This window comes from Amycolatopsis balhimycina FH 1894, from assembly GCF_000384295.1.
Lineage (GTDB): Bacteria > Actinomycetota > Actinomycetes > Mycobacteriales > Pseudonocardiaceae > Amycolatopsis > Amycolatopsis balhimycina.
Genome location: NZ_KB913037.1, coordinates 6,420,873 through 6,441,805, shown reverse-complemented (window position 1 = coordinate 6,441,805; position 20,933 = coordinate 6,420,873). Strand labels below are relative to the sequence as shown.

The 20,933-nt window shown below is 71.6% G+C and carries 16 protein-coding genes; 7 read left to right on the top strand and 9 right to left on the bottom strand.

Annotated elements, in window-relative coordinates; genetic code table 11:
• Window positions 1-118: 118 nt before the first annotated feature.
• A complete protein-coding gene (locus A3CE_RS0129510) occupies window positions 119-1,678 on the bottom strand; it encodes an alpha/beta hydrolase (RefSeq protein ID WP_020643707.1) in 1,560 nt (519 codons plus the stop codon).
• Window positions 1,679-1,833: 155 nt separating this feature from the next.
• Between A3CE_RS0129510 and secA2 the strand changes: the two genes are divergently transcribed.
• Together secA2 and A3CE_RS0129500 are read left to right on the top strand one after the other, a co-directional pair.
• A complete protein-coding gene (gene secA2 / locus A3CE_RS0129505) occupies window positions 1,834-4,173 on the top strand; it encodes an accessory Sec system translocase SecA2 (protein ID WP_020643706.1) in 2,340 nt (779 codons plus the stop codon).
• A 102-nt stretch (window positions 4,174-4,275) separates the two neighbouring features.
• Window positions 4,276-5,997, top strand: coding sequence for an NAD+ synthase (locus tag A3CE_RS0129500; RefSeq protein WP_020643705.1), 1,722 nt, complete (start codon window positions 4,276-4,278; stop codon window positions 5,995-5,997).
• 57 nt (window positions 5,998-6,054) lie between these two features.
• On the opposite strand, the gene A3CE_RS0129495 is transcribed toward A3CE_RS0129500, so the two are convergent.
• On the bottom strand, window positions 6,055-6,669 hold the full coding sequence (locus tag A3CE_RS0129495; protein ID WP_020643704.1) for a VOC family protein: 615 nt from the start codon (window positions 6,667-6,669) through the stop codon (window positions 6,055-6,057).
• Between the two features lie 38 nt (window positions 6,670-6,707).
• Here A3CE_RS0129495 and A3CE_RS0129490 point away from each other — a divergent pair, with 38 nt between their 5' ends.
• Window positions 6,708-7,253 (top strand): methylated-DNA--[protein]-cysteine S-methyltransferase, encoded by a 546-nt coding sequence (locus tag A3CE_RS0129490; protein WP_043791137.1) that lies wholly within the window; start codon window positions 6,708-6,710, stop codon window positions 7,251-7,253.
• Between the two features lie 137 nt (window positions 7,254-7,390).
• Here A3CE_RS0129490 and A3CE_RS0129485 read toward each other — a convergent pair whose 3' ends face one another.
• From A3CE_RS0129485 to lysX, 3 genes are all read right to left on the bottom strand, one after another.
• Window positions 7,391-7,981 (bottom strand): DinB family protein, encoded by a 591-nt coding sequence (locus A3CE_RS0129485; protein ID WP_026468996.1) that lies wholly within the window; start codon window positions 7,979-7,981, stop codon window positions 7,391-7,393.
• Between the two features lie 74 nt (window positions 7,982-8,055).
• A complete protein-coding gene (locus tag A3CE_RS0129480) occupies window positions 8,056-8,625 on the bottom strand; it encodes a hypothetical protein (RefSeq protein WP_245589607.1) in 570 nt (189 codons plus the stop codon).
• Window positions 8,626-8,688: 63 nt separating this feature from the next.
• The gene (gene lysX / locus A3CE_RS0129475) at window positions 8,689-12,012 is read right to left on the bottom strand and encodes a bifunctional lysylphosphatidylglycerol synthetase/lysine--tRNA ligase LysX (protein WP_026468995.1); all 3,324 of its coding nucleotides are present in this window, start codon (window positions 12,010-12,012) and stop codon (window positions 8,689-8,691) included.
• Between the two features lie 238 nt (window positions 12,013-12,250).
• On the opposite strand from lysX, the gene panB reads away from it, so the two are divergent.
• Complete coding sequence (panB, locus tag A3CE_RS0129470; protein WP_245589606.1) at window positions 12,251-13,195, top strand: 3-methyl-2-oxobutanoate hydroxymethyltransferase; 945 nt, start codon at window positions 12,251-12,253, stop codon at window positions 13,193-13,195.
• Between the two features lie 5 nt (window positions 13,196-13,200).
• Here the strand turns inward: panB and A3CE_RS0129465 are convergent, their stop codons facing one another.
• Both A3CE_RS0129465 and A3CE_RS0129460 read right to left on the bottom strand, forming a co-directional pair.
• The gene (locus tag A3CE_RS0129465; RefSeq protein ID WP_020643698.1) at window positions 13,201-14,088 is read right to left on the bottom strand and encodes a cytochrome c oxidase assembly protein; all 888 of its coding nucleotides are present in this window, start codon (window positions 14,086-14,088) and stop codon (window positions 13,201-13,203) included.
• Between the two features lies 1 nt (window position 14,089).
• Entirely contained in the window at window positions 14,090-15,016 is a 927-nt protein-coding gene (locus A3CE_RS0129460; RefSeq protein ID WP_020643697.1) for an undecaprenyl-diphosphate phosphatase, read from the bottom strand.
• Window positions 15,017-15,459: 443 nt separating this feature from the next.
• Here A3CE_RS0129460 and pip point away from each other — a divergent pair, with 443 nt between their 5' ends.
• A complete protein-coding gene (pip, locus tag A3CE_RS0129455) occupies window positions 15,460-16,410 on the top strand; it encodes a prolyl aminopeptidase (RefSeq protein WP_020643696.1) in 951 nt (316 codons plus the stop codon).
• A 21-nt stretch (window positions 16,411-16,431) separates the two neighbouring features.
• On the opposite strand, the gene A3CE_RS0129450 is transcribed toward pip, so the two are convergent.
• Complete coding sequence (locus A3CE_RS0129450; RefSeq protein ID WP_026468992.1) at window positions 16,432-17,853, bottom strand: gamma-aminobutyraldehyde dehydrogenase; 1,422 nt, start codon at window positions 17,851-17,853, stop codon at window positions 16,432-16,434.
• A 111-nt stretch (window positions 17,854-17,964) separates the two neighbouring features.
• Between A3CE_RS0129450 and A3CE_RS0129445 the strand changes: the two genes are divergently transcribed.
• Together A3CE_RS0129445 and A3CE_RS0129440 are read left to right on the top strand one after the other, a co-directional pair.
• Window positions 17,965-18,693: a FadR/GntR family transcriptional regulator gene (locus A3CE_RS0129445; protein ID WP_020643694.1), complete on the top strand. Its 729-nt coding sequence runs from the start codon at window positions 17,965-17,967 to the stop codon at window positions 18,691-18,693.
• A 34-nt stretch (window positions 18,694-18,727) separates the two neighbouring features.
• Window positions 18,728-19,444, top strand: a complete 717-nt coding sequence (locus A3CE_RS0129440; RefSeq protein ID WP_026468991.1) for a cache domain-containing protein — start codon at window positions 18,728-18,730, stop codon at window positions 19,442-19,444.
• 20 nt (window positions 19,445-19,464) lie between these two features.
• Here the strand turns inward: A3CE_RS0129440 and A3CE_RS0129435 are convergent, their stop codons facing one another.
• Entirely contained in the window at window positions 19,465-20,916 is a 1,452-nt protein-coding gene (locus tag A3CE_RS0129435) for a PucR family transcriptional regulator (protein ID WP_020643692.1), read from the bottom strand.
• Window positions 20,917-20,933: the final 17 nt, after the last annotated feature.

Genomic DNA, 20,933 nt, shown 5'->3' with positions numbered 1-20,933 from the left:
CCGGGGCTTCGCCCCACGCCGGGGGCTCCGCCACCCGGAACCCCCGAAAAGCGGCTCTCGACATCCGGGGCTTCGCCCCAGGCCGGGGGCTCCGCCACCCGGAACCCCCGAAAAGCGGCTACTGCCCCGAGCACCGCGTCCCCTCCGGCGGCACCGTGCCGTCCACGAGGTAGTCCGTGCCCGCCCGGTCCACGCACTTCACGCCCTGCAGGAACACCGTGTGCTGGGTGCCCTCGAAGGTCAGCAACGCGCCCTTCAGGCCCTTCGCCAGGTTGACGCCGGCCTGGTACGGCGTCGCCGGGTCGTTGGTCGTCGAGATGACCAGGGTCTTCGCCAGGCCTTCGACGTTCGGCACGTGCGGCTCCGACGTGTTCGGCACCGGCCAGAACGCGCACGCGTCGCGGGCCGCGCTCGCCGGGCGGCCGTCGTCGAGGAACGGCGCGACCTTCACGTACTGCTCCTGTGCTTTGAGGATGACGTTCGGGTCCGTGACGCGCGGGTCGTCGACGCAGCGGATCGCCGTGAAGGCGTCCTGCGTGGTGCCGTAGCGGCCGTCGGAGCCGCGCTCGTTGTAGATGTCGGCCAGCTTCTCCAGCGTCGCGCCCCGCTGCTGCTTCAGCTCGTTGAGGCCCGAGTTCAGGGCGTCCCAGAGGCTTTCCTGGTAGAGCGCCTGGATGACGCCGGTGGTCGCGTCCTCGTAGGAGAGCTTGCGGCCGTCGCCGACCGGCACCGGGAAGTCGATCAGCGGCCGGACGAGGCTCTGGAAGACCTTGACCGCGGCGCCCGCGTCCTGGCCGAGCGCGCAGTCCTGCTGGGCCGTGCACCACTTCCCGAACTGGGTGAACGCCGTCCCGAAGCCCTGGCCCTGCGCGACCAGCGACTCGACCGCGTCCTGCTCGGGGTCGACCGCGCCGTCGAGGACCATCGCACGGACGTTCTTCGGGAACGCCTCGGCGTAGGTCGACCCGATCCGGGTGCCGTAGGAATAGCCCAAATAGGTGAGCTTTTCGTCGCCGAGAACCGAGCGGAGGACGTCCAGGTCCTTCACGACGTCGCGGGTGCCGACGTTGGCCAGCATCCCCGTGCCGTCTTCGGTGCGCTGGGCGCACTTCGCGGCGAAGTCCTTTTCCTGCGCTTCCTGCTTGAGCACGCCCTTCGGCGAGCCGTCGGTCTCGCTGTCGTCCGCGCGGTCGGCGTCCCGCTCGGAGTCGGTCAGGCAGTGGATCGCCGGCTGGCTCGCGCCGATGCCCCGCGGGTCGAATCCGACCAGGTCGAAGCGCTTGGCGAGGCCCGTGCTCGTGGCCGGCTTGACCAGTCCGGCCGCCGCGACCATGCCCGAGGCACCCGGGCCGCCCGGGTTGACGACCAGCGACCCGATCCGCGCGCCCGCGTCGGCGGCTTTGTGCCGGAGCAGGCCCAGCGTGACGGTGTCGCCCGCCGGTTTCGCGTAGTCCAGCGGCACGGTCAGCCGGGCGCACTGGATGTCTTTCGCCTGGAAGGCCGACCTCGCGTCCTCGGACGTCGCGTAAGGTGCGCAGTCGGCCCAGGTCAGGCTCTGGCCGTAGAACCGCTCCAGCCCCGCGGGCACCGGCCCGGACGGCGGGTGCGACTCGGTGGTCGGCGCGGGCGCGGTCGTGCCGGTGGACGTGCAGGCGGTCAGCGAGGCCGCGAACAGCACGGATGTCGCAATTGCGGTGATCCGGCGGGCCCGGGACCTGGCGCTGGGATGTGGGAACACGGTTGGATCGTCCCATCCGGCCGCGGAACTCGAACGCACCACCGTCGCGTTGGGTGGTGGAGGCCGGTCGAGCGAGAGAGAACGGGAGACCAGGGGTGGCAGCACTGATCAGCCGGGTGGGCAAGAAGCTCCGCCGGATCATCCAGCGGCCGGGCAGCGTCGAGCTGACCCGCTACGAAGCACTGCTGCCCGCGGTCGAGAAGCTCGAAGCCGAGCTCGAGAAGCTCTCCGACGAGGAGCTGACCGAGCGGGCGGGCAAGCTTCGCGAGACGCTGAAGGACACCGCTTTCGGCGACGGCCAGCTGGTCGAGGTGTGCGCGCTGGGCCGCGAGGCCGCGCGGCGGGCACTGGGCGAGCGCGCGTTCGACGTGCAGGTGCTGGGCACGATGGGCCTGCTCTCCAAGCACGTCGTGCAGATGGAGACCGGTGAAGGCAAGACCCTCGCCGGTGCGCTGGCCGCGGCCGGCTACGCGATCCGCGGAAAGCGCGTTCACGTCGTCACCGTCAACGACTACCTGGCGCGACGCGACGCGGAGTGGATGGGCCCGGTCTACACGCTGCTCGGTGTGTCGGTCGGCTGGGTCGAACCGGCGCACTCGCGGGAAGAGCGCAAGGAGGCCTACGCCAAGGACGTCACGTACGGCGCCGTGGCCGAGATCGGCTTCGACGTGCTGCGCGACCGGCTCGTCACCCGGGTCGACGACCTGGTGCAGCCCGCCCCCGAGGTCGCGATCGTCGACGAGGCGGACTCGGTGCTGGTCGACGAGGCCCGCGTCCCGCTGGTGATGGCCGGCTCGATCGACCGCAGCGACGCCGACGAAGAGGTCGCGAAGATCGTCCGGCGGCTGCGGCTCAACCTGCACTACGAGACCGACAGCGAGGGCCGCAACGCCTGGCTGACCGACGCCGGCTCCTCCGTCGTCGCGAAGTCGCTCGGCCTGGAGGTCGACGACCTGTTCAACGAACAGGCCTCCGATCGGCTCGCCGCCGTCAACGTCGCCCTGCACGCCCACGCGCTGCTCACCCGCGACGTCGACTACCTGGTCCGCGACGGCAAGGTGCAGCTCATCAACGCCGCCCGCGGCCGCGTCGCCGAGCTGCAGCGCTGGCCGGACGGCCTCCAGGCCGCCGTCGAGGCGAAGGAGCAGGTCACCGCCACCGACCACGGCGAGATCCTCGACTCGATCACCGTCCAGGCGCTGCTCGCGCGCTACCCCGAGGTGGCAGGCATGACCGGCACCGCGGTCGCCGTCGCCGAGCAGCTGCGGGAGTTCTACGAGCTCGAGGTCGCGGTCATCCCGCCGAACACCCCGAACATCCGCGAGGACCTCCCCGACCGGGTCTTCGCGTCGCCGTCGCAGAAGCTGCGGGCGATCGAGGAGGAGATCCGCACGGTGCACGAGACCGGGCGGCCGATCCTCGTCGGCACCCAGGACGTCGCCGAGTCCGAGGAACTGGCCGAGAAGCTCTCGAAGGTCGACCTCGAGTGCGTCGTGCTCAACGCGCGCAACGACGCCGAAGAGGCCGCGATCATCGCCGAGGCCGGCAAGAAGGGCGCGGTCACCGTGTCCACGCAGATGGCGGGCCGCGGTACCGACATCCGGCTGGGCGGAACCGACGGCGAGAGCCGCGAAGACGTCGTCGAGCTGGGCGGGCTGCACGTCATCGGCACCGCGCGGTACCCGTCGAGCCGGCTCGACGGGCAGCTGCGCGGCCGCTCCGGCCGGCAGGGCGACCCGGGCAGCGCGATCTTCTTCGCGAGCCTGAACGACGAACTCGTGCTGTCGAACGCGCCGGACGTGCCCGAGGGCATCGTCGACGACGAAGAGACCGGCGAGATCACCGACAACGCGGCGCTGCGGCAGCTCAACCACGCCCAGCGCGTCGCCGAGGGCGTCGACCTGGAGATCCACCGGAACACCTGGCGGTACACGCGGCTGATCGAGCGGCAGCGCCACGACCTGCTGGTGCACCGCGACAAGGTGCTTCGCACCGCGTACGCGGCGGACGCGCTGGAGAAGGCGCACCCGGAGAAGTTCGCCGAGCTGAAGGAGAAGCTCGACGACCAGGAGAAGCTGGAGCAGATGTCCCGCGAGGTGCTGCTGTTCCACGTCGACCAGCTCTGGTCCGACCACCTGGCCTACCTCACCGACGTCCGCGAGAGCATCCACCTGCGGGCGCTGGCGCGCGAGACGCCGCTCGACGAGTTCCACCGCGCGGCGATCCCGGAGTTCCACAAGATCATCGCGGAAGCCGACTCCCGAGCGGCGAAGACGCTCGAAGAGGCCGAGCTGACCGACGAGGGCATCGACCTCGGCGACGCCGGCGTCCGGCGGGCGAACACGACGTGGACCTACCTGGTGCACGACAACCCGTTCGACTCGGACTTCGAACAGACCATCAAGAAGGTCCGCAGCATGATCAAGCGGAAGTAGTCCTTCTGCCGTTCGAGGCCCCGCCCGGTTCGCCGGGCGGGGCCTTGGCGTTTCGCCCACATTCGCTCGGCCTGGCGGGTGGCGGTGGGCCAGAATGACGGCATGCCGCAACTGCGCATCGCGCTCGCCCAGGTCAACCCCACCGTCGGCGACCTCGACGGCAACGCCGACCTGCACGTCGAGTGGACCCGCCGGGCCGCCGAAGCCGGCGCCCACGTCGTCGTCTTCCCCGAGATGTCCTTGACCGGCTACCCCGTCGAGGATCTCTCGCTGCGCAAGACCTTCGCCGCGGCCTCCCGGCAGGGCGTCGAGTCGCTCGCGCGTCGCCTCGACGAGGCCGGCTGCGGCGAAGTGCTCACCTACATCGGCTACCTCGACCTCGACGACGTCGGCCCGCGGGACGCCGCCGCGGCGCTCTACCGCGGCGAGGTCGTCGCACGGCAGTTCAAGCACCACCTGCCGAACTACGGCGTCTTCGACGAGCACCGCTGGTTCAAGCCGGGCACCACGCTCGACGTCGTCCGGTTCCACGGGCTCGACATCGGCATGGTCGTCTGCGAGGACATCTGGCAGGACGGCGGGCCGATCTCGGCGCTGGGCCGCGCCGGCGTCGACCTCGTCGTGGCCCCGAACGCGTCGCCGTACGAGCGGTCCAAGGACGAGCAGCGGCTGCCGCTCATCGCCCGGCGGGCCGCCGAAGCCGGAGCGCCTTTGGTTTACGCCAACCAGATCGGCGGGCAGGACGACCTCGTCTTCGACGGCGACTCGCTCGTCGTCGCCGCGGACGGCACGGTGCTGGCGCGCGCGCCACAGTTCGTCGAGCACTTGCTCGTGCTGGACATGGACCTCGCCGCGGGCGGGCACGCCGGTGACGGCGAACTCGAAGGCCTGCACGTCCGGCGCCGCGTGCTGAGCTCGGACCCGCTGCCGGCCTACCCCGCGTCGGCCGAGCCGGTCATCAGCGAGCCGCTGTCGGACGAGGCCGAGGTGTGGCACGCGCTGGTCGTCGGGCTGCGGGACTACGTGCACAAGAACGGGTTCTCGTCGGTCATCTTCGGGTTCTCCGGCGGCATCGACTCGGCGGTCTGCGCGGCGCTGGCGGCGGACGCGCTGGGCGGCGGCAACGTCTACGGCGTCTCGATGCCGTCGAAGTACTCGTCGGGGCATTCGAAGGACGACGCCGCCGACCTGGCGCGGCGGATCGGCGCGCACTACCGGGTCGAGCCCGTCGAGGACATGGTCCGCGTGTACGTCGACCAGCTTTCCCTGACCGGACTGGCCGAGGAGAACATCCAGGCGCGGACGCGGGGCATGCTCCTCATGGCACTGTCCAACCTGGACGGTCACCTGGTGCTGGCGACCGGCAACAAGACCGAGCTCGCCGTCGGGTACTCCACGATCTACGGCGACGCCGTCGGCGCGTTCGCCCCGATCAAGGACGTCTTCAAGACGCACGTCTGGCAGCTGGCCCGGTGGCGCAACGCCGAAGCGGCGAAGAACGGCGAGACCCCGCCGATCCCGGAGAACTCGATCAGCAAGCCGCCGTCGGCCGAGCTGCGGCCGGGCCAGGTGGACACCGACTCGCTGCCGGACTACGCGCTGCTCGACGACATCCTCGACGACTACGTCGAGGGCGACCGCGGGTACGCCGACCTGATCGAGGCCGGGTTCGAGCCGGAGACCATCGACCGCGTGGTGCGGATGGTCGACAAGGCCGAGTACAAGCGGCGCCAGTACCCGCCGGGCACGAAGATCACGTTCAAGGCCTTCGGCCGCGACCGGCGGCTGCCGATGACCAACCTCTGGCGCGAGGGCAAGGCCTGAGGTCCGTGAATGGCACATCGAGGGACTCTACGTCCCTCAATGTGCCATTCACGGCTTTCAGCTCAGGGCGACCTGGCGGCCTTCCGGGGTGCGCAGGGCGGCCGTGAGACCGGCTTTCGCGGCGCGGCGGACCAGGAGTTCCAGGCCGAGCGCGTCGGTCACCGCGAGCACCGAGTCCGGATCCGGGTGGGTGCCGGTGACCATCAGCAGCGGCAGGGACGGCAGGCCGCGCGTGGTCGGGTGCGGGGTGCTGCCCCAGTCGATGAGGAACGGGTGCAGGGTGCCCGGGGCGCTCGGCGGGGTCAGGCGCCAGCGCAGCACTTCGCCGTCTCCGGTCTCGCGGGACATCTCGATCGCGTCGCCCGGGTCGAAGCCGTGCGCGCGAGCCGCGGCGATCGTCGCGTCGATGTCGGGCGTGCGGACCGCCCACGCGACCAGCGCGGGCTCGGTCAGCTCGTCGATCCCGAACGGCCGCGGCCCTGGGGCGTCCGGCTGCGCCGGGTCCGGGCCGATGACCTCCAGGTACATGCCCGCGCCGAGGTCGGCGAGGTGGTTGGCGGTGCCCAGGCCGAGGTGACGGCCGCCGGGTGTGGGCGTGACCCCGGTGAGCGCGGTGACCCGGGCGACGGCCTCGGCGAGGTCCGGCCCGGCGTAGACGAGGTGATCGAGCACGGGCCCATCTTGTCGTACCTCGGTCGTATCGTGACGGGATGACAGTGGGGTTCACGGCGGGGTTCACGGTGTTCGAAACCGCGATCGGGGTCTGCGGGCTCGCGTGGCGCGACGACGTCGTGATCGGGACGTCGCTGCCCGAGGGCAGTGCGGCGCGGACCCGCGCGTGGCTGGTCCGGCGGTTCCCGGACGCCGTCGAGGGGACGCCGCCTCCGCCGGTGCGGGCCGCCGTGGACGGGATCGTGGCGCTGCTGAGCGGCACGCGTCGCGAGCTGGCCTCGGTCGAGCTGGACTTTTCCGGGGTGCCGGAGTTCCACCGCCGCGCGTACGAGATCGCGCGGACGATCCCGCCCGGCAAGACGCTCACCTACGGCGACATCGCGCACCGGCTCGGCCAGCCGGGGTCCGCCCAGGCCGTCGGGCAGGCGATGGGGCACAACCCGTTTCCGATCATCGTGCCGTGCCACCGGGTACTGGCGGCCGGCGGCAAGGACGGCGGGTTCTCGGCGCGGGGCGGGGTCGGGACGAAACGCCGGATGCTCGTGATCGAGGGCGCGCTCGCCGACGAGCCGACGCTGTTCTGAGCCTCGCGGCGTACCCGGAAGGGCATCACGCGTGATTGGCGGGTCGACACGCGTGATTGGCGGGTCGACTCGCGTGATTGGAGGGTCGACACGCGGGGTGGGCGGCCTGCCGGGTGGCAGGCCGCGGGCCGCGGTGGTCAGGCTGGCTGGGACTCCGGGGTCCAGGGCTTGATGAACGGGGTTTCCGGCCAGTCCTCGGCCGCCGCCATCAGGGGCATCGCCGTGCCGCCGTCGACGTGCTCGCGGATGATGTCCGCGTGGCCCGCGTGGCGGGCCGTCTCCTGGATCAGGTGCAGCAGCACCCAGCGGACCGACCAGGCCTCGACGTCCTGGGGGAACCACGGCACGCCCTTCGGCACCGGGACCGCCTGGCCGAGGTCGTCGATCCCCGCGATGACCTCGGCGGTGCGCGCCGCCACCTCGTCGTAGCGCGCCAGGACGCCCTCAAGCGTCTCCTCCGGCCCCAGGCGGTGCGCCGACTGGTATTCCGCCATCGCCTCGCCGAACGGCTTCTGCGGCACCTGGAGCACCGTGTCCATCCAGCCGTTCTCGGTGCTCGCGACGTGCTTGACCAGCCCGCCCACCGACAGCGTGCTCTTCGTCGGCGTGAGTCTCGCCTGTTCGTCCGTCAGCCCGTGTGCCGCCAACCTGAGCACGTACCGCTGCTGCTCCAGGAAGCTCAGCAGCCCGTCACGCTCGTCGGCCACCGGGCGCACGTTTCCCGCCATGTCGATCCTCTCCTCGCCGGACACTGCGGTGATCGTGCCACCCACCACCGACATTCCGGGCGGAAAGACCGGGATCAGGTCCGAGGAGCGTGCCGCGGCGCCGGCTTGACGAAGGCGTACGCCCCGCCCACGGCGTACAGCGTCGCGCGCTCCACCAGCTGGATCCGCGTGAGGACACCCTCGAAGGCGTTCAGCTCCCGGGCGAGGACGACGGCCAGCGAGGTGGCCACCACCACGACCAGCCCGGCGACGGCGAGCCCCCGCCAGCCGGGCGGCCACCACAGGATCAGGCTGACCACCCCGATCACGAGGACGAGACTCAGCAGCGCGGACAGCACCTCGCTGTGCTCCGGGTAGGCGGCCTGGAGCAGCAGCACCAGGCCGAACGCGCTCACCGAGTACGAGCTGAGCCGCGCCGACCACTGGACCGGCCCGAGCCGGTGCAGCGGGGGCCCGGCGAGCACGAACGCGACCCCGGACACCGCGAGCAGGACCCGGAACACCGGCGGCCCGGTCAGCAGCGCCTCGGCCGGGTCCCGCACCGGGGACACCCCGGTGGGCAGGAAGAACTCCAGCAGCCAGCCCGAATAAGCGAGGACGGCCACCCCCATCAGGAGGGCCGAGGCGATCCGAGCCGTGCGCACGAGGCAGAGCGTAAGCGACCGGCCGCGCCACGGCCCGTCGCCGTGACCAGGTCCACCGAGTCGTTATGCCTGCGGTCGGACGAAGGGGAACAGGACCGTCTGGCGGATGGAGGCCCCCGTAAGCATCATCAGCAGCCGGTCGACGCCCAGGCCGAGCCCGCCGGTCGGCGGCATGCCGTGCTCCAGGGCGAGCAGGAAGTCCTCGTCCAGCTCCATCGCCTCGACGTCGCCGCTGGCCGCGCGCAGCGACTGCGCTTCCAGCCGTCGCCGCTGCTCGATCGGGTCGGTCAGCTCGGTGTAGGCCGTGCCGACCTCGGACCCGAACGCGATGAGGTCCCAGCGCTCGGCCAGCAGCGGGTCCACCCGGTGCTGGCGGGTCAGTGGCGAGACGTCGGTCGGGTAGTCGGTGTAGAAGGTCGGCAGCACGGTCGCGCCCTCGACCAGGTGCTCGAACGCCTTGAGCACCAGGTCGCCGTGGCTCGGGTCCTCCCTCACCGGCACTCCCGCGGCGACGCACAGCCGGCGCAGGTCCGCCACCGACGTCCCCGATCCGACCTCCTCGCCGAACACCGCGGAAACGGCTTCGTGCACCGGGACCACCGGCCAGTCGCCGGAGATGTCGTACTCGGCGAGCTTCCCGTCGGCATCCGGCCTCCGCACGACCTGAGCGCCGTACGCCGCTTCGGCCGCGTGCTGGATGAGTTCGCGTGTCAGCACCCGCATCGAGTCGTAGTCCGCGTACGCCTGGTACGCCTCGAGCATCGTGAACTCGGGGTTGTGCGTCGCGTCGACACCTTCGTTGCGGAAGTTGCGGTTGAGCTCGAAGACCCGCTCGACGCCGGCGACGCACAGCCGCTTGAGGTACAGCTCGGGCGCGATCCGCAGGTACATCCGCATGTCGTAGGCGTTGATGTGGGTGACGAACGGCCGGGCGTTGGCGCCGCCGTGGACCGTCTGCAGCATCGGCGTCTCGACCTCGAGGAAGTCGGCGTGGTGCAGCCGGTCGCGCACCGCGCGGACCACGGTGGACCGCAGGCGCAGCATGTTCGTCGAGTCCGGGTTGACGGCGAGGTCGAGGTAGCGCTGCCGCACCCGCGTCTCCGGGTCGGTGAGGCCCTTGCGCTTGTCCGGCAGCGGGTGCAGGCACTTCGCGGTGACCGTCCACTCGTCGACCAGCACCGAGAGCTCGCCCCGCTTCGACGTCACGACCTGGCCGCTGACGCCGACGTGGTCGCCGAGGTCGACGCCGGTCCGCCAGCCGGTGAGGTCCAGCTCGCCCGCCTCGAGCATCAGCTGGATCTCGCCGCTGAAGTCCTTGACGCGGGCGAAGCACAGCCCCCCGAGGATGCGCATGTTCAGCACGCGCCCGGCGATCCGGACGCGGTGCCCGGTGGCCGTGTCCGGGGTGAGGTCACCGAACTTCGCGACGACGTCCCCGATGTGGTCGTCGCGGCGGAACCCGACGCCGTAGGGCTCGATGCCGGCCTCGCGCAGCTTGTCGAGCTTGGCGATGCGGACGCGGACCTGCTCGGGCCGCCGTACCGGCTTCGACGCCGGCGCCGCCGCGGACTCCTCGATCGCCTTCACGCGGGCGACGAAGTCGTCGCCGACCGTCTCCAGCCGCAGCGACCGCGACCGTCCGGTCGGGACGAACCCTTCGAGCGCGCCCGCGACGATGCCGACGCGCGGCAGCCGCCGCGCCGACGAGTAGCAGAGGAACCGCGGTTCCCAGTCCGGCCCGTACTTGGCGTTCGACCGGTACAGCGACTCCAGCTGGAAGAACCGCGAGAACACGCTGAGGATCCCGCGCCAGGCCCGCAGCACCGGGCCCGCGCCGATCCGCTCGCCCTCGGAGAACACCGCGCGGAACATCGCGAAGTTGAGCGAGATCCGCTGCGCGCCGAGGTACTGCGCGGCCGCGACGACCTCGGCGATCATGTACTCGTTGAGGCCGTTTTCGGCGTCGCGGTCGCGGCGCATGAGGTCCAGCGAAAGCCCGCGGCGCCCCCACGGGACGAACGACAACAGCCCGCGCAGCTCACCGCGGGCGTCGTACGCCTCGACCATCACGCTGCGGCCGTCACTGGCGTCGCCGAGCCGGCCCAGCGCCATCGAGAACCCGCGTTCGGTTTCGGCGCCACGCCACGCCTGGGCGCGGGCGAGCAGCTCGGTCATCTCCGGTACGGGGATTTCGCCGTGGCGGCGGACCCGCGAGGTGTAGCCGGCGCGCTGGATGCGTTTGACGGCTTGGCGCACCGAGCGCCGCTCCGGCCCGGCGAGGCTGAACTCGCGGACGTCGAGCACCGCTTCGTCGCCGATTTCCAGGGCACGCAGACCCGCGGCGGTGTAGACCTCGGCGCCGTGCCGGCTGGCGCCGAGCACGCCCGGGGTCCAGCCGTACGTGCGCGTCTCGTCGAGCCACGCGCGGACCGCGTCGGGCCACGCCTCGGGGTCGCCGACCGGGTCGGCGCTGGCGACGCTGGTGCCGCCGAGCACGCGGTAGGTCACCGCCGCGCGGCCGTTCGGCGCGAAGACGACGCTCTTGTCGCGCCGCGTGGCGAAGTAGCCGAGGGAGTCGTCCTCGCCGTATTGGGCGAGGAGCTGGCGCAGACGAAGCTCTTCGCTGTCCGTACGCAGGCCACGGCTGCGTACGCCGCGGAAGAGCATGTACAGCGCTCCGGTGGCGACGGCGGTCGCGCTGAGGTCGAGGAACACGTCCAGCCAGCCGGGTCCCTCGCCGACGCCGATCCGGCGCAGCTGCAGGTTCTCGCCGGTGGCGTGGTTCACGACCCAGGCGAAGCGCTCCCACGTGTCGCCGAGGTGCCCGGGAAACGCTTCCGTCAGCCCCCAGCCGACCAGGATGACGACGGCGAACCCGCCGAACAGCATGGTCAGGCCGTCACGCCAGGCGCTCGGCGCCAGCCGGGCCGGGAACGCGGGGCGCAGCGCGAGCAGGAACACGATCAGGCCGACCGACAGCAGGTCGGCGACGGTGAGCGCCCACACCTGGTTGGGGATGTGCCGCATCTGCTTGGGCCCGAGCACCAGCAGTTCGGGCGACCACAGCAGGGTCGCCTGCAGAGCGAGGGTGATCAGCAGCCCGCCGACCTGGAACAGCACCAGCGTGTACAGCGCGGCCTTCTTGCGACGGCGCAGGGCGCCGCCGAGCACCACCAGCAGCAGGACCATCACCAGGCTCGCGCTGGTCGGCACGCTCAGCGCGGAAAAGGCCATGTCGATGCCGTTGAGGACCCGGCCGTGCGTGCCGTTCGTGAACAGCAGGACCACCGAGAACACGGCGGCCAGCTGCACCACGGTCGCGACGATCCCGCCCGCCTTCGCCTTCCACACGGGGAGGCGGGGACGCGTGCTCGCGAGGTTTCCCATCGTTGCTTTCGTCGCCTTTCACGGCCGATCGGGGGTCATGCCCTCTTCTTGACGTAAGTGAACCCAAGTTGGTTGTCCCCGGACATCAACCTGAAGGCTGACCGGGACTCGTTCTCGGGGGTGTGAAGCTTGTCGCACGAGGTTGGGAGCGGTCCGGGGGCGTGTCACGCTTTGGAACACCCCAGCTCCACGACCCGGGGACCTCATCAAGGCCCCGAGGGAAGGACGGTCGACGACGATGTCTGCCACAGTGCCCTCCGGGGCCGAGCCCCGGACCCCAGCCGGGGGGCAAGCCCCCCTGGACCCCCCGATCGCGAATGGGCCCGCCGAAGAGGCGGCCCCCTACGGCACCGGATCCGCCGCGCCCGCGGCACGGCCGCCGGGCCGGAAAGTCCGCGTCCACCACCTGCGTGAGCTCAAGGAACGCGGCGAACCGTGGCCCATGCTCACCGCCTACGACATGTACACCGCCGCCCTGTTCGACGAGGCCGGGATCCCCGTGCTGCTCGTCGGCGACTCCGCGGCCAACAACGTCTTCGGCTACGACACCTCGCTGCCGGTGACGGTCGACGAGCTCCTGCCCCTGGTCCGGGCGGTCACCCGCTCGGTCAAACGGGCGCTCGTGGTCGCCGACCTGCCGTTCGGCTCGTACCAGCTCTCGCCGCAGCAGGCGCTCGAGACGTCGGTGCGGTTCATGAAGGAGGGCCGCGCGCACGCCGTGAAGCTCGAAGGCGGGCGGCGGTTCGCCGCGCACGTCGAGGCGCTGACGGCGGCGGGCGTGCCGGTGATGGGCCACATCGGGTTCACCCCGCAGAGTGAACACAACCTCGGCGGCTACCGGGTGCAGGGGCGCGGCGAAGCGGCGGACGTGCTGCTCGCCGACGCGCTGGCGCTGCAGGAGGCCGGGGCGTTCGCGGTCGTGATGGAGATGGTGCCCGCCGAAGCCGCGAAGCGCGTCACGGCGGAGCTGAAGATCCCGACGGTCGGCATCGGCGCCGGTCCGGACTGCGACGCGCAGGTGCTCGTCTGGCAGGACATGGCCGGGCTGCGGCGTGGCAAGGCGCCACGGTTCGTCAAGCGCTACGCCGACGTCGCCACGGTGCTGCAGAACGCCGCGACGGCGTTCGCGGAGGACGTCCGGCGTGGCGAGTTCCCGGCGCCGGAACACGCTTTCCACGACTAGGCCGGTCATCGGCGCTTGAACCGTTCCGCGAGCGCCGGGTCGTTCTCCCACCACAAACCGGGCGGCGCCGAAGCGGCTTCGACGTCCAACTGGGCGTCGATCCGCTTCGCGCGCCGCTCGTCGTCGCGGGCCCAGCGGACGAACAGGGCTGCGATGAACGGCAGCCCGGCGACGTCGCCGCCGATCCACAGCACGCCCGCGCCGACGATCTGGTCGGTGCGCGGGTCCGGGCCCCAGCCCGGGTGCGCGGCCGCGTAGTGCGCCGGCGCGAGCAGCGGGCCGAGCCACAGCACCAGGCCGAGCGCGCCGTCGAAGATCACCTCGGTGAACGCGATCCACACCGACACCAGGTGCGGGTCCTCCCGCGGCGTCGGGTCGAGGCCGAGCCGCGTCCAGAAGTACGTGAAACCGGCCAGCACGAGCGCGAGCCGGACCAGGCCGTCCACCACCGAAGACCGCAGCGTGACGTCGTAGAGCGGGGTCAGGTACAGCATCAGCACCGGCGCCACCAGGACGACGGTGACGACCGGCGGGAACGTCAGCGCCCGCGCCACCGGGCCGCGGCCGTGCCGCCGTAGCCACGTCGCCCCCGGGACCGCGTCCAGCAGCAGCCGGATCGGGGCGCCGAGGGCGAGCAGGAGCGGCGTGACCATCAGCAACGTCGTGGTCTGGACCGCGCGGACCCAGAACAGCGTCGTGTCGTAGACCGCGAGCGCCGAGCAGGTGACGAGCACGATCGTCGCGAGGCCGGCGAGGAAGGCCACCGTGCGGCCCGGCGGCCAGTCGCGGCGACGCGCCGCGCGGACGTAGAGCACGCCGAGGACCAGCACGGCGAACACCGCCGGGACGTCGAACGTCCAGGCGGTCAGGAGGCGGTCCGCCGTCAGCGGCACATCACACCGCGAAGAAGATCAAGCTGCCGATTCCGGCGACCACGCAGTAAATGGCGAACGGGGTCAGAGTACGCGTTTCGAAGTATCCGGTGAGGAATCGGACAGAAATGTACGAAGCGACGCCCGCGATGACGCTGCCGACGAGCGCCGGGCCGAGCGACGCGTGGTTCTCCGGGGCGAACAGCGTCGGCATCTTCAGCACGCCCGCGGCCAGGATCACCGGCGTGGCGAGCAGGAACGCGAACCGCGCCGCGTCCTCGTGCCCGAGCCCGCGGCGCAGGCCGGCGACCATCGTGATGCCCGACCGGCTGATGCCCGGCAGCAGCGCGAGGATCTGCGCCGCGCCGATCAGCACCGCCTCGCCGACCCGCAGCTTCGCGAGCCGGACGTCGGTCGCCTCCTCCACGGTCACCGCCCGCATGACCAGGGTTTCCTCGGTCGAAAAGTCCACAGTGTCCGCTTCGTCCGCGGGCTTCTTCCGGGAGAACTTCTCGGCGGCGTACAGGACGCCGCCGTTGAGCGTGAGGAAGATCGCCGCCGGCACCGGTTTGCCGAGGTAGTCGCGCAGCAGGCCCTCGAAGAGCAGGCCGGCCAGCCCGACCGGGATCGTGGCGAGCACGAGCAGCCACGCGAGCCGCTGGTCGGGCGTGCGGACCTCGCGGCGGCGGATCGACGTCCACAGCCCGCCGATGATCCGTACCCAGTCCTTGCGGAAGAACAGGACCAGCGCGAGCGCCGTGGCGACGTGCATCGCCACCAGCACCGCGAGGTACGGCGAATCCTTGCCGATGCTCAGGTCCCGCTGCCACGAGCCGCCGAGCCAGGCGGGCAGCAGGATGCTGTGGCCGAGACTGGACACCGGAAACAATTCCGACACCCCTTGCAAGGCACCGACGACAATCGCCTCGACATAGGTCACCGCGGACATTCCGTGCCTTTCCGTACCTTCTTTTTCGCCACTCCGACACCGGAAAGTACCGGCCTGCGGGTTAGGTCCCGGCAAGGGGCACCGGCACGCTCAGCGTCCTCTCAGTGGATCACCGTGAAGCGTTCACATCCATGAACATCAATCATGTTCTTGACTCACATTCGACTCGTGGCCTAGCGTTTAGCCCGTCGCCGCCACGACGAAGATTCGAACCTCGACGAGGAGGACGGGAATGCGTGTGCGGACTGCCGGCCGTCGTGACCACACCGACGGCGTCGCTTCTCCGAACGCTCCACGCCACCCGGGCGGCTGACGCCCCACTGACCGGGAACCCGCTCAGCCCGGCGGCGGGGGCGGGTTCCCACCTTTCTTGGTCGTCGTCCCGTCGCTCGGCGGCGGGGCGCCGGGACGACGACCAGGTCGCTTGCGGCAAAGTGTCGGGCATGGACGAGCTGTACCCGCCGATCGCCCCGCGCGCCGAAGGGTTCCTGGACGTCGGCGACGGGCACCGGATCCGGTGCCAGGAGGCGGGCAACCCGGCCGGGAAGCCGGTCGTGGTGCTACACGGCGGTCCCGGCAGCGGGATCGCGCCGATGGCGCGCCGGCACTTCGACCCCGAGGGCTACCGGATCGTCCTGTTCGACCAGCGCGGATCGGGCCGGTCGACGCCGGACGCGGGCGATCTCACCGCCAACACGCTGTGGCACCTGGTCTCCGACATGGAGGCGCTGCGCGAGCGGCTCGGCATCGAGCGCTGGCAGCTCTTTGGCGGATCGTGGGGCGCGACGCTGGCCCTCGCCTACGCGCAGACGCACCCTTCGCGGGTCAGCGAGATCATCCTGCGCGGTGTGTTCACCGTGCGGCAGAGCGAGCTGGACTGGATCTACCGCGGCGGGGCCGCGAACCTGTTCCCGCGCGAGTGGGAAGCCTTCCTCGCGCCGATCCCGGCAGCTCTGCGCGACAACCCGCTGGCGGCGTACGCGTCGCTGCTCGACGACCCGTCCGAGGAGGTCCGGCACCGGGCCGCGGTCGCGTGGAGCGTCTGGGAAGGCGCGACGGTTTCCGTACAGCCGCAGGAGTCCTTCGTCCGCCAGTACGCCGAACCGGCGTTCGCGCTGACGTTCGCGCGGCTCGCCGTCCACTACTTCAGCCACGGCGCGTGGCTCGACGAGGGCCGGCTGATCCGCGACGCGGGCAAGCTCGCCGGGATTCCGGGCGTCATCGTGCAGGGCCGCTACGACGCGGTGTGCCCGCCGATCACGGCGTACGAGCTGCACCGGGCGTGGCCCGGTTCGGAGCTGAAGCTGCTCGAAGGCGCCGGGCACGCGGTGACCGACCCGGGCGTGCTCGCCGCCCTCCGCGCGGCGACGGACTCCTTCCGCACGCAGACTTGAGTCAGCCCGGCACCACCCGCCTCACAGGGCGCTCATGACGTGCTTGACGCGGGTGTAGTCCTCCAGTCCGTAGAGCGAGAGGTCCTTGCCGTAGCCGGACTTCTTGAAACCGCCGTGCGGCATCTCGGCGACCAGCGGGATGTGGGTGTTGATCCAGACGCAGCCGAAGTCGAGCTTCGCGGCGACACGCATCGCGCGCTGGTGGTCGCGGGTCCAGACCGACGACGCGAGGCCGTACTGCACGGCGTTCGCGGCCTGCAGCGCCTCGGTCTCGGCGGAGAACCGCTGGACGGTGATGACCGGGCCGAAGATCTCGTTCTGGCTGATCTCGTCGTCCTGGCGGACGCCGGAGACCACGGTGGCCTCGTAGAAGTAGCCTTCGTCGCCGGCCCGGTGTCCACCACAGTGGACGGTCGCATGGGCGGGCAGCCGGTCGACGAACCCGGAGACCTTCTCCAGCTGAGCCGCGTTGCTGAGCGGGCCGTACGCGACGTCTTCGTCGTCGGGCTTGCCGGTCTTGGTGTTCTGGGCCTGCCGGGTGAGCGCGGCGACGAAGGTGTCGTGCACGTCGTCGGCGACCAGCACGCGGGTGGCGGCGGTGCAGTCCTGGCCCGCGTTGAAGTACCCGGCGACGGCGATGGCCTCGGCGGCGGCTTCGAGGTCGGCGTCGCCGAAGACGATGACCGGGGCCTTCCCACCGAGTTCGAGGTGCACGCGCTTGACGTCGTTCGCCGCACTGCGCGCCACTTCGATCCCGGCCCGGACCGAGCCGGTGATCGACACCATCGCCGGGATGTCGTGCTCGACCAGCGCGCGGCCGGTGTCACGGTCGCCGCAGATCACGTTGAACACGCCCGGCGGCAGGATCTCTCCGGCGATCTCGGCGAGCAGCAGCGTCGACGCGGGCGTGGTGTCGGACGGCTTGAGGACGACGGTGTTGCCGGCGGCGAGCGCGGGCGCGATCTTCCAGATGGCCATCAGCAGCGGGTAGTTCCACGGCGTGACCTGGGCACACACGCCGACGGGCTCACGGCGGACGAACGACGTGTGGCCTTCCAGGTACTCGCCGGCGGCCCGGCCTTCGAGCACGCGCGCGGCCCCGGCGAAGAAGCGGACCTGGTCGAGGACCATCGGGATCTCTTCCGACATCGTGAGCGCGATCGGCTTCCCGGTGTTCGCGGACTCGGCGCGGACCAGGTCCTCCGCCCGGGCTTCGAGGGCGTCGGCGATCTTCAGCAGGGCGAGCTGGCGCTGGGCGGGCGTCGTCGCGCGCCAGGTCTCGAACGCGGTCGCGGCGACCTGCAGGGCGTTGTCGACGTCTTCGGGGCCGGCGATCGGCGCGGTGCAGTAGGGGCGTCCGGTGACCGGGTCGGCGATCTCCGCCGTCCGGCCCGACTTGGACTCGACGTACGCGCCGCCGACGTAGTGCTTCAGCTCGTGCACGGTCACTCCTCGGTGCTGACGGGAGTTAAAACATATGACTCCACATGTTTTAGGACAAGGGGATGGGGCAAGATTGGTGCGAACGGGACTCCGCGACCGGCGAGGATCACGATGCGCAAGGGCATGTCGCACAGCGCGCGATCCGCCATGTTCGCCCCGCTCGGCCAGGTCGGGCGGGCGGAGGCGGTGGCGGCGCGGCTGGTCGACGCCATCACGCTCGGCCTGCTCGCCGACCAGGAGCAGCTGCCCAGCGAGGCCGACCTCGCCGCGCAGTTCGGCGTCTCGACCGTGACGGTCCGGGAGGCCCTGGTGGCCCTGCGGCAGCGGGGCCTGGTCGAAACCCGGCGAGGCCGCAGCGGCGGCAGCTTCGTCCGCGCGCCGGCCGACCCGCCGTCGGACGCGTGGCGCTCGCGGTTGCGCGAGGTGTCGCTGTCGGACCTGCGCGACGTCGGGGACCACTACCTCGCGATCGCCGGGGCCGCCGCGAAGCTCGCCGCCGAACGCAGCTCTCCCGAAGACGTCGCCCGGCTGCGGCTGGCGACCGACGACCTCCGCACGGCCAAGGGCGTCGGCTTCACGCGGGCGGAACGGCAGTTCCACCTGGAGGTCGCGGCGGCCGCGCAGTCTCCGCGGCTCACCCACGAAGAGGTCCACCTGCAGAGCGAGCTGGGCGGATTGCTGTGGCTGCCGCTCGGGGCCCACTCCCACGAGGAGCACGCAGCCATCGCCGCCGCGATCGACGCCGCCGACGGCGAGCTGGCCCGCAAGCTCACCGAGGAGCACGTCCTGAGCGCGCTCGACCGGCTCGCAGACGTGCACCTCGGCCTGCTCGCCCCGTAAACTTCGCCCCACTCCGCGCATCGAGGTGAGCACCGTGAACGACACCCGCACGCTGGCCGGCGACGAGGTCGTCGAGCAGGTTTCCGCGTTGGTGGAGGGGGTTTTCGAGCGGCTCGAGCCCGTGCTGGCGGCGGCCGAGTCAGTGCTGGCCGAGTCCCCCGCCGCGGTGGCGCTGCACCGGATCCGGCCGCAGGTCACCGAGGCCCTCGGCGGGCTGGTCGTCGGCGCGGGCTTCGTCAGCGCTCCGCACGTGCTGACCGATTCGGAGTTCGGCTTCGAGTGGTGGATCCGCACCCGGGACGAGCCGCCGTCGCAGCTGTTCATCAGCCTCGACCCGGCCAGCGAGAACTTCCTGGACTACACGCGCCAGTCCTGGTTCACGGTCCCGCGCGACACCGGGCGGCGGCACATCAACGGCCCGTACGTGGATTACCTCTGCACCGACGAGTACACCCTGACGTTCACGATCCCGGTGCTTCGGTCCGGCTCCTTCGCCGGCGTGGTGGGCGCGGACGTCTACGTGCGCGAGTTCGAGCGGGCCGTGCGTCCCCGGCTGCGGTCGCTGGGGCACGGGGCGGCGTTGCTGAACGCGCAGGGCCGGGTGATCGTGTCCAACAGCGTCCGGCAGCCGACGGGCTCACTGGTGCGGGAGGCCGACGTCCCGGCGTGGTGGTCGGCGGGCGCCGAACCGGGGCCGGGCCTGCGGCGCTGCGGGGATTCGCCGATCGTGCTGGTCAGCCGCACGGGGTGATCGTCTCGGATGCCAGGTGATCACGTCTGCAGCGCCACCCAGAGTTCCGCGCGGACGCCCGGGGAGTCCAGGTCACGGCCGAGCAGCTCCTGCGCCTTGGTGATCCGGTTCCGCAGCGTGTGCCGGTGGACGCCGAGGCGCGCGGCGGCGACGTCCCAGTGGCCGTGGTGCTCCAGCCAGCAGCGCAGCGACCCGGCCAGGTCGCCGCGGCCCGTCTCGTCGTGCCGGCGCAGCGGCGCCAGCAAGCCGTGGGCAAACGCTTGCGCCACCACCGGATCGATGAGGGACAGCAGGCCCCGGCCGGTGTGCTCCGCCGCCGAGACGAGGATCTTGTCCTCGGCCTCCGCGGCCCGGGCCGCCAGCTCCGCCTGCTCCAGCCCGGCCGCGAAGTCTTCGGCGGAGACCGGGCCGGCGACGCCGCCGTGCAGGCCGCCGATCCGCAGCGCCGCCTCGGCCACCGCGTCGACCACCTCGCCGGCGCCGAAGACGACCACCGACGAGCCGGATCTGGCCGCGAACACCTCGTCCTCCAGCGCGGCCAGGAGCTTGCGCCGGGCCGCGGGCGGTCCGAGGAACACCAGCACCGACCACGGCGCTCGCGGCGGCTCGCCACCCGTGGTCTCCAGCACCCGCAACGCCAGTCCGGCCTGGCCGCCGGACAGGAGCTCCAGCAGCCCGGTCCGCAGCGCCTGCCGCGCCGCCGCCTGGGCGCGGTCCTGTTCCAGCGCCAGGGAAAGCACCGACACCGCGGTGTTGACGATGTGCCGTCCCGCGGTGTCGAGCGGCGCCTCGGTCCCGACCGCGAGCACGCGCCGCGCGCCGGTGTCCAGGGTCTGCAGCACGACCTCCTGCCCGTCGAGCGAGAAGACCCGCGTGCCGGTGCGAAGCCGTTCCAGCTCTTCTCGCAGCGACGCGCCGTACGCGCGTGCGCTCGCCGGAGCAGCTTCGGTGACGGTGGTGCGTTCGAACAGCAGCACCCAGCCGTCGACCAGATTCGCGAGCTTCCGCACCACCCCCGCCGGACCACTCTTGCCGACCGCCGTGCGGGTCAGGTCCTGCTGGGCCCGCCCGATGCGGACGGTCGTGGCGTACTCGTCCGCCGCCACCGCCCGCGAGATCGCGCGGGTGATCGCGATGAACGGCGTCTTCCGCGGCACCTCCAGCACCGGCAGCCCGACCTCGGCGGCGGTCGCGACCAGGGCCCGCGGGACGTCGTCGTGGCTCAACCCGACGCCGAAGCCGAGCCCGGCGGCCCCCGCATCCACCAGCCGGCGCACGTAGGCCGGTGACGTCGCCTCGTCCAGCGCCAGACCGGTGGTGAGCAGCAGCTCGCCGCCCTCGAGGAAGGCGCGCGGGTCGGTCAGCTCCGTCGGGTGGACCCAGCCGATCGGCCGGTCCAGGACGTCTTCGCCGGTCAGCACCCGCAGCCCGAGCGGGCGGTCGTCGGCCAAGGCGCGCAGGGTGAGTGCCATAACGGCCAATTCTACGC

Bases quoted from the DNA above. Each gene is read 5' to 3' on its own strand.
- pip (WP_020643696.1), top strand. From the start codon at position 15,460: ATGGACGAGCTGTACCCGCCGATCGCCCCGCGCGCCGAAGGGTTCCTG.
- A3CE_RS0129435 (WP_020643692.1), bottom strand. From the start codon at position 20,916: ATGGCACTCACCCTGCGCGCCTTGGCCGACGACCGCCCGCTCGGGCTG.
- A3CE_RS0129460 (WP_020643697.1), bottom strand. From the start codon at position 15,016: ATGTCCGCGGTGACCTATGTCGAGGCGATTGTCGTCGGTGCCTTGCAA.
- panB (WP_245589606.1), top strand. From the start codon at position 12,251: ATGTCTGCCACAGTGCCCTCCGGGGCCGAGCCCCGGACCCCAGCCGGG.
- lysX (WP_026468995.1), bottom strand. From the start codon at position 12,012: ATGGGAAACCTCGCGAGCACGCGTCCCCGCCTCCCCGTGTGGAAGGCG.
- A3CE_RS0129500 (WP_020643705.1), top strand. From the start codon at position 4,276: ATGCCGCAACTGCGCATCGCGCTCGCCCAGGTCAACCCCACCGTCGGC.
- A3CE_RS0129490 (WP_043791137.1), top strand. From the start codon at position 6,708: ATGACAGTGGGGTTCACGGCGGGGTTCACGGTGTTCGAAACCGCGATC.
- A3CE_RS0129445 (WP_020643694.1), top strand. From the start codon at position 17,965: ATGCGCAAGGGCATGTCGCACAGCGCGCGATCCGCCATGTTCGCCCCG.
- A3CE_RS0129485 (WP_026468996.1), bottom strand. From the start codon at position 7,981: ATGGCGGGAAACGTGCGCCCGGTGGCCGACGAGCGTGACGGGCTGCTG.